The sequence below is a fragment of the Clostridium celatum DSM 1785 genome (assembly GCF_000320405.1).
Classification (GTDB): domain Bacteria; phylum Bacillota; class Clostridia; order Clostridiales; family Clostridiaceae; genus Clostridium; species Clostridium celatum.
On sequence record NZ_KB291607.1, the window covers coordinates 135,344 to 150,229 of the forward strand.

Here is a 14,886-nt window from a genome sequence, read left to right on the forward strand (position 1 = left end):
TTAATTACTATTAAACTATCATTCCTAACTACTAACTGACATAAGGGCTGTGCATTTTGCAACAGCCCCATTAATTATTTTTCTATAACTTAAATCCTTGTTATATCTTATATCATAATATTAAATCATGTCCAATATGATTAATTTTAAAACCTAATTATAAATTAAAATTATCTTTCTCTTCTTTACTTTCAGTTTCACTCTTATTCATATCTAATATTTCATCTGAAGAAGATTCTCTAATGATAGTTTCTTCTTCTTTTTCTATAGCTTCAATAATTTCTTCAGCTTCTTCCATATCTGCAACTATTTCAGAGTCTTTATTTAAATCAAGATCTCTACTTCTTTTTTCAGCTTCCCTTTTTTCTTTAAGTTCAGGATACTTTTCATAAATGAATCTTAAGAAATCATCACCAAATATAGTTTCCTTTTCTAAAAGATATGCTGATATAGCATCTAATAAATCTCTATTTTCTCTTAATATAGTTCTTGCTCTTTCATGACATTCTCTTACTATAGATAAAACCTCTTTATCTATTAGTGTTGAAGTTTCTTCACTACAGTTTCTAACAGCTCTACCATCTAAGTATCTATTTTGAACTGATTCAAGTGCCATCATATCAAAATTATCAGTCATACCATAGATAGTAACCATATTTCTTGCAGTTTGAGTTGATCTTTCAATATCATTTGAAGCACCTGTAGTTACAATATTAAATACTTCCTCTTCTGCTGCTCTTCCTCCAAGCATAACTGTAATTTGATTCATAAGTTCTTCCTTAGAAACAAGATATTTTTCTTCTTCTGGAAGTTGCATAGTATATCCTAATGCTCCCATTGTTCTAGGAACAATAGTAATCTTATGAACTGGATCAGTTCCTTCTAAAAGACCAGCAACAAGCGCATGACCAACTTCGTGGAAAGCAACAATTTCTCTTTCCTTCTTAGAAAGAATTCTATCTTTCTTTTCTTTACCAGCAATTATTACTTCTACAGCTTCTTCTAAATCTTCTTGAATAACTGTATCTCTTCCGCTTCTAACAGCTCTAAGTGCTGCTTCATTTATTATATTAGCAAGGTCTGCTCCTACTGCACCTGGAGTTCCCTTTGCAATTGATTCTAAATTAACATCCTCACCCATCTTAACGTCTTTAGCGTGAACATTTAATATAGCAATTCTTCCTCTTAAGTCAGGTCTATCAACAATAACTCTTCTATCAAATCTACCTGGTCTTAAAAGTGCTTTATCTAATATTTCAGGTCTATTTGTAGCACCTAAAATAACTATTCCCTTAGATGTATCAAAACCATCCATTTCAGTTAATAACTGATTTAGAGTTTGTTCTCTTTCATCATTACTTTGCATTTGGTTATCTCTGCTCTTACCTATAGAATCAATTTCATCTATAAATATGATACATGGAGCCATTTTTTCTGCTTCTTTAAATAAATCTCTAACCTTAGCAGCTCCCATACCAACAAACATTTCTACGAATGTTGATCCTGATACTGATAAAAATGGTACTTTTGCTTCTCCAGCAACAGCTTTTGCAATAAGAGTCTTACCTGTACCTGGAGGCCCAACTAAAAGTGCCCCTTTTGGTAATTTAGCTCCAATTTCTGTATATCTCTTTGGATTATGTAAGAAATCAATAATTTCAGTTAAAGATTCCTTAGCTTCATCTTGACCTGCAACATCTTCAAAGCTTACCTTTATATCTTTTTCCACATATACTTTAGCGTTACTTTTTCCCATGCCCATTCCCATTGGGCCACCACCCATTTTCTTAGCCATCTTACCAAAAATAAATCTAACTAAGAAAAACATTAAAACTAGTGGTAATACATTTATTACGATAAAATCCATGAACACTGATTGTTGTCTTTTAATTTCTGGATAATAATCAACATTATTATCTATTAAAAGTTTAACTAAATCAGGGTCATCTGCAATACCAGTATATAAAATTTTACCTTTCATTTCACTTGTATCTTGAGGTGTTATAACAAGAGAAGTCCCATCTACAGTAACTTGTTTTATTTCTTTATTTTCTACCATTTGAACAAATTCATTATAAGAAACTTCTTTTGTAGTTAACATTTCTTTTGCTGTAGAAAATGAGTATAAGAATAAGAAAGCAATAATAGCATAAATAATTAAAAATTTATTATTATTATTCTTTTTCTTTTCTCCATTTTTTTTATTAGGTTCGTTATTATTCATTCTTTAAATTCTCCTATATTATAGATATAAATTTAATATCATTTGTATTTTATATTACTCTACTTCATCCTACTCTATTTTTCCAAAATCTTTTAATGGATAAACCTTTATTTGAGCTTTACCAGTTATGTCACTTCCATCTATATATGGATTTTCCCAATATCTTGAGTCTAAAGACCAAAATCTATTGTCTCCTAAGAAGAAATACTTTCCTTCTGGTACTTGGAACTCTCCATTATAATTATCTGGTGTTCCTATATAATCTTCTTGTAAAGTTTCTCCATTTACCTGAACAACACCATTTCTAATAATAACAGTATCCCCTGGTAAACCTATTAATCTTTTTATCATTCTTTCATTTAATTCTTCTGAATCGAATACTACCACATCACCACGTTTAAGTTTTTCTGGATTATATACTCTAGTAACAAATAATCTATCACCTACATTTAAAGTTGGTACCATTGATTCTGATGGTATTTTAACCTTAAATATAACGTATTTATTTATTAACGTAGCTAAAATTACGGCTATTACTATTGGTACAATCCAATCAAAGAAAAAATTTGATTTTTCAACCTTAGTTTTTTTGTCTCCCTTAGTATTATTGCCATTTATTTCATTATTCAATTCATCTTTTTCATTTATTAAACCACTATACATATCTACATCTTGTATATTGTTTTCTTCACCATTACTCACTATTCCCACATACCTTTCATTAAAGCATTAATTTTATTTTTTCTATCTATGGTTGCTTTTATATCTACATTAAATAAGCCACTTTCTTTTATTACGATATTTCCTTCTTTTATTTCACCCTCAATTAAGCTTTTATCTATTGTTAAAATATTTCCACAATCATCTTCTAAAACTACTGAGTTATTTTCTAATCTATCAATAATAAACATATTATTTTTCATGCTTAACTGCAGATATAAGCTGCCTTCACCTCTTTTCCAATTTGCTTTATATTAAAGTATACCACATTTATTGAATTCGTAATAGTATTAGAAAAATTATATCCCACAAATATGTCAAAACAGTTACAATCTAAAATATTATATCTGCAATCTCTAAAAAATTAATATTTTCTGATATATATTATAATATCTAAATATACTAAAAAATTCATAAATATGTAATGCTATAAGATACAATTAATAAAAATTTAACTATTTTCTTTAATTGTATTTTATAGAAAAATCATTAAATCATAAATTCTAGTTATGAAGTTAAAAGTATTAAAAACTATAATTTGCCGATTAATCTTGAGGTCTTTAAAACAAAAGCACACAGTAAGATTAAGTATTCTTACTGTGTGCTTTTATAATATCTGCTTGTATAATTTATTTTTCATAAAATATACGATATATTTTAAAGGATTAGCTGTTTAGATAAATCCTTTTGTAATTACACTTTATTATACTTCTAAGGATAAAAGATCCTCGTAGCTTTGTCTTTTTGATACTAAACGAGCTATTCCATCTTTTACGAAAACAACAGCTGCCCTTGGATTTTTATTATAGTTGCTTGCCATAGAGAATCCATATGCCCCTGTTGTAAACACGGCAAGCACATCTCCTCTTTTAGTTTCTTGAAGATTTATATCTTTTACAAATATATCGCCTGATTCGCAACACTTACCAGCAACTGTAACCATATTATCCTTTTTATAATTAACTTTATTAGCTATAGTCATATCATATTTTGCCCCATATAATGCAGGTCTTATATTATCAGTCATTCCTCCATCAACAGAAATATAAGTTCTTACTCCTTCTATTTCTTTTATTGCTCCAATAGTATATAGTGTTGTTCCTGCATTTCCTACTATTGATCTACCTGGCTCAATAGTTAAGATTGGTCTTTCTAATCCTAATTTTTCACAAACTTTATCTACCCTATTTAAAATAGCTTCGCAATATTCTCTTGTTTCTCTTGGTTTATCTTCATTAGTATAATGTATACCAAATCCTCCACCTAGATCTAACTCTGATATTATATGTCCTGTTTCTTTCTTAATATCATTTATAAAGCCTAACATAATTTCTGCTGCATCTTCAAATGGTGCTATATCAAAAATCTGCGAACCTATATGACAATGCAATCCTTTTAAATTTAAATTTTCATAATCTAATGCGTATTTAACAGCATTCATTATTGTATTTCCAACTGGTGCAAACCCGAATTTTGAATCTATTTGACCTGTTTTAATATAATCATGTGTATGAGCTTCAATACCTGGAGTTAATCTTAAATAAATATCCTGTTTTTTATTATATTTAGTTGCTATTTCATTTAATATAGTCATTTCTTCAATATTGTCTACTATAAATCTACCTACGCCTAACTTAACACCTAATTCAATTTCATCATAAGTCTTATTATTTCCATGGAAATACACCTTTTCTAAAGGAAATCCTGATTTATAGGCCGTATATAACTCTCCCCCCGAAACTACATCCAAGTAAAGTCCTTGCTCATTTATAAGCTTACACATAGCCATTGTTAAAAATGCCTTTCCTGCATAAGCCACTCTATTATTATTTTCTTTACATTTAAAATTTTTATAATAACTTTTACAAGTGTTTATTAAAAGTTCCTCATCCATTACATATAATGGCGACCCAAATTCACTAACTAAATTAGTAGAACTGACCCCTCCAATATATAATTCATTTTCTTTAATTTCCATTGCCCCAAATAACTTCATTGTATAACCCTCCAAACAAAAAATCCACTATAGATGTCCTATAGTGGTAGTTTTTACTTTATAATGCAATTTATTATTTCTTATAATAAAAATAATTTTCATCTTATTATCGCACCTTGTAGCCCTCCACTTACGTGACAGTTATGCATATATTTTATGCATACCCAGAAATAATCCTTTGCATAAATTACTCCTTCGGCTATTATACCTTTCATAAATTATCATCACTTGCCAGCTACAATTTATTACTATTTATAAATAGCACCTCTAACATAGGTATTCTATTAAATAAAATTCTAAACTTCAATCTAGATAATAAAACTTATTTTTTCATTCTAAAAAGAAGATGTTTCACTCAGAATATATTATATGCAGTCTTTTACAATAATAATACCACATTATTTTTACTAATTAAACAATATTTTTAAAATTGTCTATATTTATCCATTAAGTTACTCATTGTATCTCCGTTTGATGGAGGAGTATAAGTTATTGCATTTGCCCCTGCTTCTATTGTCTTTCTTATAGTTTGTTCATCTGGGCCTCCTGTTGCTATAACAGGAAAATCTGGAAACTCAGATCTTATTTTAGCCACTATTTCAGGTGTATTTTTTCCACCAGAAACATTTAAAATAGTTGCTCCTGCTTCTATTCTAGCTTTTATATCCTCATGAATTGAAACAACTGTAACTATTATTGGAATATCAATTGTTTCCTTAATTCTACTAACAACTTCATTTGAAGTTGGAGAATTAACAACTACTCCCATGGCACCTTTAAATTCTGCATCTAATGCTAAATTCACTACTCTTTTACCTTGAGTTATTCCTCCACCTACACCACAAAAAACTGGCACATCTGCAGCCATTACTAAAGCTGCTGTTATCAACGGTTGTGGAGTAAATGGATAAACTGCTATAATTGCATCTGCATTTGTATTCCTTATTATTGCAACATCAGTTGTAAATAATAACGATTTTATTCTTTTTCCAAATATTTTTATGCCTGAACAATCTCTTATGCATGGTGGCACTTCAACTACATGGCGTCTTAAAAGTCCTTTGATTTCAGGCACTTGCTTATGTTTTCTTTTTTCCATTTGAAACACCCCTATTATTTTTATATGTACTATTATACTATTTTGTCGAAATATTAAAAGAATTTAACCCTAAATACATTTAAATTTTACATTAAATACACCTTTTTTAACATATTATCATCTAATTATTTTCATATAAAAAAAATATTGTAAATTACATTTAAATATTTTTTCCTTATAAGGTATTTATATTGAAAATTTAAAATTATATCCTATACCTTTGTAATAATGGATTAACAAAATACTTTATTATAATGATATTGCTGCCATTAATATCATCTTTTAGAAAAAATATTTGAAAAATATTTCATAAAAATGATATATATCACATTATTTTCAGTGTTTTTTTTGTTAATATATATTTGAGGTGTATGTATATATGAAACAAATAAAAAACTTTTATTCTCCATATGTTATTCTTTTGGGGCTATATAGTTGTTTAATTATTTTTGCCTTTATTATTGATAGCCCAAAAGAAATATTTTATGGACTAAAATCAATAGTACTTTCTTCTGATATTTTAATAACTGATTATATGGAAGTAGGTGGTATTGGTGCAGCTTTAGTTAATGCTTCATTAACTAGTATACTTTCAATATTACTTTTAATATTAATAGGAATAAAACCAAATGGATCAACTATAATGGCGTTATGGCTTATGACTGGCTTCTCATTTTTAGGTAAAAATATCTTTAATATTTGGCCTATTATATTTGGTATATACTTATTCTCAAAATACCAAAGAGAACCTTTTCTTAATTATACCCTTGTTGCCCTATTAGGTACTTGCCTTTCTCCAATAGTAAGCCAATTAAGTTTTGCAAACGATAGTCATTCTTTTCTCTCTATATTACTTGGTATATCTGTTGGAATATTAGTAGGCTTTATCTTACCTCCAATTGCTTCTCATAGTGTTAAAGCCCATAATGGTTATAACTTATATAACATTGGATTTGCTAGTGGATTGCTTGGTACTTTATTAATGTCTATTTTAAGAGGTTTTGGAATAAATTTTGATAGTAGATTAATATGGCATACTGGAAGTAATAAATTACTTTTCTTAATAATATTGTTCTGTTGTATTTATTTAATTATATCTGGTTTATTGCTGGGCAATAATTCAAAGAAAAATTTAAAGCTTATAACAAATCAAACCGGTAGACTTATAAGTGATTTTTATTTACTATCAGGACCTACAACTTATATAAATATGGGTATACTTGGAATTTTGTCATCATTATTTGTATTATTTATAGGAAGTGATTTAAATGGTGCTACTATTTGTGGTATATTTACTATAATTGGTTTTGGAGCATTTGGTAAAAATATCAAAAATACTATCCCATTAATTATAGGATCTACTATAGCAGCAATATTTAATGTTAACGGATTAAATTATCCACCTATAATTTTATCTATATTATTTTCTACAACACTTGCTCCTATATCAGGTAAATTTGGTTGGAAAATAGGCATTGTGGCTGGATTAATGCATGTTAATATAGTTGCAAATACAGGCTATCTTCACGGTGGGCTAAATCTTTATAATAATGGTTTAGCTGGTGGTTTAGTTGCCATGATACTCCTTCCATTAATAACTACCTTTAAAAAGGAGATTTAATTATGAAATTTAAAACAGAAAAAAACCTTAAAATTGTTAATGAGTTAATAACTTATTTTCACACTCTTGGAAACTCAAATGTTCATATTGATTTAAGTAGTGATGGAAACACTTCATACTTTACTATTTCTGGTGAAGTAGAGTCTATTTCTCAAAAAGAATTAGATAACTTAAATTCTATATTAAGTATTCCAAGGCAACATGAAGTTGAACAATATTATTGGAACCTTGGTGGCGAATGTGAGTTTGACTCTGAATTATCCCTTGTTGGTATGATGATAAACAAAGCTAAGGTTACTTATATAGATAATATTCTAACTATACGCCTTGTTAGAGAAGAAAACTAAAAAAGTTATGAGTTAGTTATTTTTAATAAATGCTAACTCATAACTTCTTACTATAATATTATTTCTACCGGCTCATTAATTTCTATTGACTCTTCTGTAACTATACAATTATAAGCAAATATATCTACTCCATTTGCTTTTGCATATCTTAGTGCTTCTCCAAATTCTTTATCTCCAGCATCATTAGGTGAAAACTTACTTACTTCCTTTAGTTGTATTAAGAATATTGCTCCTGCCCCATATCCCTGTTTCTTTGCTTCAACTAATTCTAATAGATGTCTAGCCCCTCTTTCTGTTGGTGCATCAGGAAAACGTGCATAACCATTTTCCTCTAAAGTAACTCCTTTAACTTCTAAAAAATATTCTTCTCCGCTATCTGAAGATATCTTAAAATCAAATCTACTCTTTCCAAAAGTTTTTTCTCTCAATATGTTTGTATATTTTTCAAGACCTTTTATTTTTTTGTTTTTTAATGCTTCATCTACAACCTTATTAGGTATGTGTGAATCTATACTAATTAATTTTTCACCCTTATAAACTGCCATTAAATCATAGGGGGTTTTCCTAGTCGGGTTATTTTCCTCTCTTAAAAACACAGTACATCCTGGTATAAGTAACTCTTTACATCTTCCTGTATTTGGAACGTGTACTTTTATCTCCTCTTCACCTAATTTTACATTTGCATGAAATCTATTAGGTCTATTTATAAATTCAGCTTTAAATATATTTTTATTATACCTCAAAACATTTCCTCCTAAAATTTTACATTTTATTATTTTTTATTACTTTTTTCTTATATTTTAATATTAATTAAGAATAGTTATCCACAGTTTAAATTTATTTATTTATAATTTTTATTAAAAGAAGCATCAAATTTTCTTGTTATCCACAGATTTTGTCCACAGATATGTTAATTCTGTTGATAACTTTATCGACAAGTTTTTCAAGTCAAATATTTACATAACATTTTATGTTTTTTTTCTACAATACCCCCTATATTGTTGTATATAATTGTAGTACCCTAATATATTGTGTCAATATATTAGTAAAAGTTTTCAACACTTTTTTAAAGTTATCCACATTTTGTGGATAACTTTCATCTTATTAATTTTGCTTTTGTTAATTATATTACTAAATATACCCATTATTTCTATACTTTATAAATATATCTTAACCTCAAAACACTATTTAACTTTTATTATAGATGATAAAAAAAATAGATAACATCATTAAATAGTAATGATATTATCTCCTATAAAACTTGTATATTTCAACCTTAATTATTGAATTATTGACTTTTTACCAAGTGTAGTTGCTAAATATTGCACTACAAATATACTAGGCCCTAAAAGTATAGTTAAAATTGGCCATATAATATGATTCTGTCCTTTTTCTTTAGCTAATTTGAAGGAACAATATGCTGCTAATATTAAAATTGCATATACTACTATAAATGACATTTGGCTTCCCCCTAAATATTTAATATAATCTATATATTTTACTTAATATTAAAATTATAAAATTTATATATAATTTAATATTGCTCAAAAAAATAATAGCTTCTAGTCAACTTATAGCTATTCTATAAAATTTATCTAATAATCTCAACATTTATATTCTATAGTTCTTAAAATGTTAACAATTATAAAATTTCATTCTTATTATCATATACCATAATTAAAAAAAATAAATTTAAAAATTATTTTTAAAAAACCTTTACACCCAAATTAACGTATGCTATTATAAATTCATAAATTTAATAATTAGCGTGTTACTGGTAATGCAGGCAAGGCTTAAATATGTATAAATTATTATTAACTCTCAAATAATATCAAAGAGATAATTATATAATTTATAGATATTTGGGACTTTTTTTGTTGCTAATTTTAGTAATTAGAAAAGTAACAGGTTCTTATTTATTTTAATTTTAGGAGGAATTATAAAATGATGCAATTTTTACAAAGAATCGGTAAAGCAATAATGCTTCCAATTGCTGCTCTTCCAATTGCCGGTATATTACTAGGTGTTGGTGGTGCATTACTAGGGATATCTGGATTAAACAATCCACCTGCTATTTATCAACCTTTAATAACTTTTGTTAACATCCCATTTGTTACAGCTGTTTTAACTGTAATGAAAAATATAGGTGATATAATATTTGGTAACTTGCCATTATTATTTGCTGTTGGTGTTGCAGTTGGTTTAGCTAAAAAAGACAAAGGAACTGCTGCTCTAGCTTCAGTATTCGGTTTTATAGTAATGAATCAAGTTGTTTCAACACTTTTAGCTTTAGGTGTTACTCAATTAGGAGTTCTTACTCCAGATTCAGTAGGACAATATGGAACTTATGTAACTACTAACTTAGGTATATTCACATTAAATATGTCTGTATTTGGTGGTATCATAACTGGTATCGTTACTGCTTTATTACACAATAGATTCTGTACTATCCAATTCCCACCAGTTATTGGTTTCTTCTCAGGATCTAGATTTGTTCCAATTATAACTTCACTTACAATGGCTTTAGTTGGTGCATTACTTGCATTTGCATGGCCAGTTGTTCAAGATGGTATAAGCTTATTATCTACATTTGTTAAAAATGCTGGTGCCTTTGGTACTTTCTTATATGGATTTATTGAAAGAGCGTTAATCCCATTTGGATTACACCATGTATTCTATACTCCATTCTGGTATGGATCATTTGTTGAAGCAAATGTTCTAGTAAATGGATCTGTTCAAACTGTTGCTGGTGCTAATACAGCTTACTTTGTTCAATTATCAAGCATGACTGATTTAGTTGGTGCTTCTAGCGCAGTAATGAGCGAAATAGTTAGCAATACTACAAGATTTATGGCTGGTAAATTCCCTCTAATGATGTTCGGTTTACCTGGTGCTGCTTTAGCTATGTACAAAGCTGCTAAACCAAATAAGAGAAAAGTTGTTGGTTCTTTATTAGCAACAGCTGCATTAACATCATTCTTAACTGGTATCACTGAGCCATTAGAATTCACATTCTTATTCGTTGCTCCATTATTATATGTAATTCACTGTGTATTTGCTGGTTTAGCTTATATGTTAATGGGTATATTCAACGTATTTATAGGTATGACATTCTCTGGTGGTGTTATCGACTACGCTCTATTTGGATTTCTTCCTGCAGGAGCTGGTGTTAAGACTAATTGGTTAACAGTTATTTTAGTTGGTATTGTATACTTTGTAGTTTACTACTTCTTATTCTACTTCTTAATTACTAAGCTTAACTTAAAGACTCCAGGTAGAGAAGATGATAACGAAGAAACTAAGTTATTCACTAAAGCTGATTACCAAAAAGGTAAAGGTAATGATACTACAGCAGCTGCTCCAAAAACTGCTGGAAAAGGTGAAATAGCAGAAAAAGCTCCTTTAGTATTAGCTGCTTTAGGTGGAGAATCAAATATAGTATCTGTTGATGCTTGTATAACAAGATTAAGAGTTGAAGTTAAAGATAAAGCTCAAGTTAACAAAGATGAATTAAAGAATCTTGGTGCTGCTGGGGTTGTTGAAGTTGGTAACGGAATCCAAGCAATCTTTGGTGCAAAAGCTGATGGTTATAAAAATGCAATCAATGAAATTCTTGGTGAATAATTAACTTTACTTTAATGTATTTAAAATAGTAGAACGTATTTTTATTAGACTTAAAAGGCAAATAGTAATAACTATTTGCCTTTTTTGTTTATACTTTTAATAAATGAATACTGTAAAATTAATTTTTAACATATTCCTTTTTCTCTTCTTCTTTAACTTTATTATCCTCTTTCTTTTTATTTTTCTTTTCTAAGTTTTCTTTCCATAAAGGTTCAGCCCTTTCAGCCCAGGTTAATCCATAATTTATAGTTTTCTTACATAAATCATCTACATTTTCCGGATCAACATATTCAGTAGATTTAGCTCCTGATGCTTTAACCATTTCTGCAATCTTAGGTGCATTATCTAATATTGGGCATGGTCTAAATTGATTTTCATTAAATGGTTGATTTTTTTGATACTCTAAGAATAGTGGTTGACCTAATGCTTCAATTAATGAAACATCTTTAATATTGGCATTTGAATAATGACAGAATACACAAGGCTCTACATCTCCATTTGCATTTATATGACAATATCTTCTACCACCAGCAACACATCCTCCAACATATTCAGCATCATGCCAGAAATCCATATTAAATATAGCTTTTGTATTACGCCAAGCTCTTATAGTTCTATATAATTTTTCTCTTTGATCTGGATTTGCCATTAATGAAGTATCAGTTTTACAACCTATTGGCATAAATGTAAAGTACCAAGAGAAATATGCTCCCTTATCTATCATTAAATCAATAAATTCTTCTGATAATACACTATCACAATTTGCATTTGTAAAGCATGTTGAGAACCCAAATGGTATTCTATTAGATTTCATAAGATCCATAGCTCTCATTATATCCTTCCATGAACCTTCACCTCTTCTTCCATCTGTTGCATCATCAAAACCTTCAACGCTTATTGTTGGAACTAAGTTACCAACATCTATTAAATCTTCACAGAATTTTTGATCAATTAGTGTACCATTTGTAAAGAACATAAATACACAATCATTATGTTTTTTAGCTAATTTTAATATATCAGCTTTTCTAACTAATGGTTCTCCACCAGTCATAATGTAAAAATAAATTCCTAATTCTTTTCCTTCAGTAAATAATTTATCTAATTGCTCATAACTTAAATTTAATGCCTTATTATAATCAGCTGCCCAACATCCTATACACTTTTTATTACAAGCGGTTGTTGGATCAACTAGAATTGTAAATGGAATATCATGACCATATTTTTCTCTATTTTTTTCAATTTCTCCCCATCCTTTTATTGATGCATTTAATAAAAAGTTAGTAAATACAGTTTGAACAATATTAGGATTAACCTCATTTATTATTCTAGTCATTAATTTAGTCCAGTTATTATCTGGATCATCTAAAAATCCATCTATCATATCATATTGATTTGCATATAAATTATCACTATCAAACTTTCTAAGCCAAGAGATTATTTTCTTTAGATTCTTTTCTGGATCCTTCTTTAAATATCCTAAAACTTGTTTTAAAGCAAATTGTTGAATTTTATATTTTGCACTTAACATACTATAACTAACTCTCCCTTTCATATAATATTAAAATAGTTTAATACTATTTTTATGCCTATAATTAATAAAATAATTCCACCACAAATATCTATTTGTTTTTTATATTTATCTCCCATTCTGTATCCCATCCATAAACCCAAGGCAACTAATATGCTAGTTACAATAAATAATATTAATATAGTACTTATTATATTGGTTTGGAGTAATCCGAGGCTTATTCCTAAAATTAATGCATCTATGCTCGTTGCAAATGCTAATGCTAAACTAGTTTTATATCCAAAGAACTCCTCTCTTCTTTCATATACCTCCTCTTGTTTAAAGGCATTCTTAAAAAATTTAAGTCCTAAATAAATTAATATAAGTGCTGAAAACCATTGATTCAAAGATATTATTCTTAAGTTTTCTGATTTTAGCATAGGGAATATGGCTATAAACATTCCTAACGTTAACATTAATGTCTGTATTGCACCAAATATCATACCAACAAATATACTGCTACTTTTTTTTAAATTTCCTTGTGTAGCTCCTCTACATACTGCTACAGTAAATGCATCTAATGCTAACCCAATTGCTACTATAATTATTTCCCACAATTTCATTCATCCTCTTCCCTCCTTATAAGTTAATTATAAGAATATAGACTAAAATAATACATATATAATTCTTTTTAACTGTTATTTATAAATAAACAAAAGGACGACTTTGTAGTCGTCCAAATATAAATAATATAAATTGTATATTAATTTTATATATTTCAATAAAAAAGTCTTTTTATTAAAATTGTCTTACTTACTGAATTTAATAAAATAATTAAAAGGTTAATTATTTTATTAAATTATGGATAATATCATCTAAAGAGTTAGTTACCAAAATTTCATACTTTTTTGTTAAATCCTTAGCTGATATATTTATTCCATCTTCTATCCATCTTTTTATTATAAAAGTTAAACCTCTTGAATAATATTCTGCTATATCATCTACAGAAAATTTTTCTTGTGAATTACTATTCTTATCATATTGCTTTAATAATACCTTAAACATATGTATTAAATTATTATTTATAATTTCTTCAAATGAATTTTGACCAGTAACTTTAATAGCTTGCTCGTAAAACTCTTTGTTATTTTCTATTCGAGAAAACATATATTGAATAGCTTCATAAGGCATCCTATTTTCAATTAACATCTCGCTCCCCTTAAATAAGTCTTCATAGCATATTTCCTCTAAAACCTCATATTTATCTGCAAAGTGATTATAAAAAGTTGGTCTAATAAGACCTGCACCATCAGTAATCATCTTTATTGTTATCTTATCAAAACTTTGTTTAAGTATTAACTTTTTAAAGCTTTCAATTAAAGCTAAATGCACATCTTCCTTTTTATTATTCATAATTCACCTATAACCATCTTATACTAACTCTCTAAAATTTTTATAAACGTTAAGATTTATCCCATTTTATGGAAATATTATACCATATCTTTCGAATTTTTTAAATTAATAATATTTAATTCTTCCTATAGCTATCCCTATATCTATTATAATTAAATCTGTCTTTATATTTTCATCTAAATAGTTTTTATTGTCTATATGCCTTTTTATATACTAAAAATTAAGCTTTGCTTGAAACATTATACCGTTATAATTATTTACTTTAATTTTAATAGCATAAAAAATACACATAATATTATTATGTGTATTTTCAGACTGCTGACAAAGTGTCAGTA

At 27.9% G+C, this 14,886-nt stretch carries 13 protein-coding genes and 1 riboswitch; of the genes, 3 read left to right on the forward strand and 10 right to left on the reverse strand.

All coding sequences use genetic code 11. From position 1 onward, the window contains the following. Positions 1–157: 157 nt before the first annotated feature. From ftsH to HMPREF0216_RS02065, 5 genes are all read right to left on the reverse strand, one after another. The gene (gene ftsH / locus HMPREF0216_RS02045; RefSeq protein ID WP_005210554.1) at positions 158–2,224 is read right to left on the reverse strand and encodes an ATP-dependent zinc metalloprotease FtsH; all 2,067 of its coding nucleotides are present in this window, start codon (positions 2,222–2,224) and stop codon (positions 158–160) included. A gap of 69 nt (positions 2,225–2,293) precedes the next feature. Then, a complete protein-coding gene (lepB, locus tag HMPREF0216_RS02050; protein ID WP_005210555.1) occupies positions 2,294–2,926 on the reverse strand; it encodes a signal peptidase I in 633 nt (210 codons plus the stop codon). Further along, positions 2,926–3,147, reverse strand: coding sequence for a DUF3006 domain-containing protein (locus HMPREF0216_RS02055; RefSeq protein ID WP_005210556.1), 222 nt, complete (start codon positions 3,145–3,147; stop codon positions 2,926–2,928). Before HMPREF0216_RS02055 ends, lepB begins: the two co-directional genes overlap by 1 nt. Before the next feature lie 500 nt (positions 3,148–3,647). Then, complete coding sequence (gene lysA / locus HMPREF0216_RS02060; RefSeq protein ID WP_005210557.1) at positions 3,648–4,940, reverse strand: diaminopimelate decarboxylase; 1,293 nt, start codon at positions 4,938–4,940, stop codon at positions 3,648–3,650. Positions 4,941–5,051: 111 nt separating this feature from the next. Beyond that, positions 5,052–5,218: riboswitch (Lysine riboswitch) on the reverse strand. Positions 5,219–5,364: 146 nt separating this feature from the next. Next, entirely contained in the window at positions 5,365–6,039 is a 675-nt protein-coding gene (locus tag HMPREF0216_RS02065) for a beta/alpha barrel domain-containing protein (RefSeq protein ID WP_005210558.1), read from the reverse strand. 379 nt (positions 6,040–6,418) lie between these two features. Between HMPREF0216_RS02065 and HMPREF0216_RS02070 the strand changes: the two genes are divergently transcribed. After that, on the forward strand, positions 6,419–7,660 hold the full coding sequence (locus tag HMPREF0216_RS02070) for a DUF1576 domain-containing protein (RefSeq protein WP_005210561.1): 1,242 nt from the start codon (positions 6,419–6,421) through the stop codon (positions 7,658–7,660). A gap of 2 nt (positions 7,661–7,662) precedes the next feature. Next, positions 7,663–8,007 (forward strand): hypothetical protein, encoded by a 345-nt coding sequence (locus HMPREF0216_RS02075; protein WP_005210563.1) that lies wholly within the window; start codon positions 7,663–7,665, stop codon positions 8,005–8,007. Positions 8,008–8,057: 50 nt separating this feature from the next. On the opposite strand, the gene sfsA is transcribed toward HMPREF0216_RS02075, so the two are convergent. Continuing rightward, a complete protein-coding gene (sfsA, locus tag HMPREF0216_RS02080; RefSeq protein WP_005210564.1) occupies positions 8,058–8,750 on the reverse strand; it encodes a DNA/RNA nuclease SfsA in 693 nt (230 codons plus the stop codon). A 537-nt stretch (positions 8,751–9,287) separates the two neighbouring features. Beyond that, positions 9,288–9,467: a hypothetical protein gene (locus tag HMPREF0216_RS02085; protein ID WP_005210566.1), complete on the reverse strand. Its 180-nt coding sequence runs from the start codon at positions 9,465–9,467 to the stop codon at positions 9,288–9,290. A 484-nt stretch (positions 9,468–9,951) separates the two neighbouring features. On the opposite strand from HMPREF0216_RS02085, the gene HMPREF0216_RS02090 reads away from it, so the two are divergent. After that, entirely contained in the window at positions 9,952–11,631 is a 1,680-nt protein-coding gene (locus tag HMPREF0216_RS02090) for a PTS transporter subunit EIIC (protein ID WP_005210568.1), read from the forward strand. Positions 11,632–11,749: 118 nt separating this feature from the next. Here the strand turns inward: HMPREF0216_RS02090 and HMPREF0216_RS02095 are convergent, their stop codons facing one another. The 3 genes from HMPREF0216_RS02095 to HMPREF0216_RS02105 form a co-directional block, all read right to left on the reverse strand. Then, positions 11,750–13,159: a radical SAM/SPASM domain-containing protein gene (locus tag HMPREF0216_RS02095; protein WP_051040648.1), complete on the reverse strand. Its 1,410-nt coding sequence runs from the start codon at positions 13,157–13,159 to the stop codon at positions 11,750–11,752. Between the two features lie 20 nt (positions 13,160–13,179). Continuing rightward, on the reverse strand, positions 13,180–13,761 hold the full coding sequence (locus tag HMPREF0216_RS02100; protein WP_005210570.1) for a manganese efflux pump MntP: 582 nt from the start codon (positions 13,759–13,761) through the stop codon (positions 13,180–13,182). Between the two features lie 223 nt (positions 13,762–13,984). Beyond that, entirely contained in the window at positions 13,985–14,551 is a 567-nt protein-coding gene (locus HMPREF0216_RS02105; protein ID WP_005210571.1) for a TetR/AcrR family transcriptional regulator C-terminal domain-containing protein, read from the reverse strand. Between the last annotated feature and the right edge of the window lie 335 nt (positions 14,552–14,886).

Coding starts and splice junctions, on each gene's coding strand:
- ftsH (WP_005210554.1), bottom strand. CDS start 2,224: ATGAATAATAACGAACCTAATAAAAAAAATGGAGAAAAGAAAAAGAAT.
- HMPREF0216_RS02055 (WP_005210556.1), bottom strand. CDS start 3,147: ATGAAAAATAATATGTTTATTATTGATAGATTAGAAAATAACTCAGTA.
- HMPREF0216_RS02105 (WP_005210571.1), bottom strand. CDS start 14,551: ATGAATAATAAAAAGGAAGATGTGCATTTAGCTTTAATTGAAAGCTTT.
- HMPREF0216_RS02100 (WP_005210570.1), bottom strand. CDS start 13,761: ATGAAATTGTGGGAAATAATTATAGTAGCAATTGGGTTAGCATTAGAT.
- HMPREF0216_RS02085 (WP_005210566.1), bottom strand. CDS start 9,467: ATGTCATTTATAGTAGTATATGCAATTTTAATATTAGCAGCATATTGT.
- HMPREF0216_RS02070 (WP_005210561.1), top strand. CDS start 6,419: ATGAAACAAATAAAAAACTTTTATTCTCCATATGTTATTCTTTTGGGG.
- lysA (WP_005210557.1), bottom strand. CDS start 4,940: ATGAAGTTATTTGGGGCAATGGAAATTAAAGAAAATGAATTATATATT.
- HMPREF0216_RS02075 (WP_005210563.1), top strand. CDS start 7,663: ATGAAATTTAAAACAGAAAAAAACCTTAAAATTGTTAATGAGTTAATA.
- HMPREF0216_RS02095 (WP_051040648.1), bottom strand. CDS start 13,159: ATGTTAAGTGCAAAATATAAAATTCAACAATTTGCTTTAAAACAAGTT.
- HMPREF0216_RS02090 (WP_005210568.1), top strand. CDS start 9,952: ATGATGCAATTTTTACAAAGAATCGGTAAAGCAATAATGCTTCCAATT.
- HMPREF0216_RS02065 (WP_005210558.1), bottom strand. CDS start 6,039: ATGGAAAAAAGAAAACATAAGCAAGTGCCTGAAATCAAAGGACTTTTA.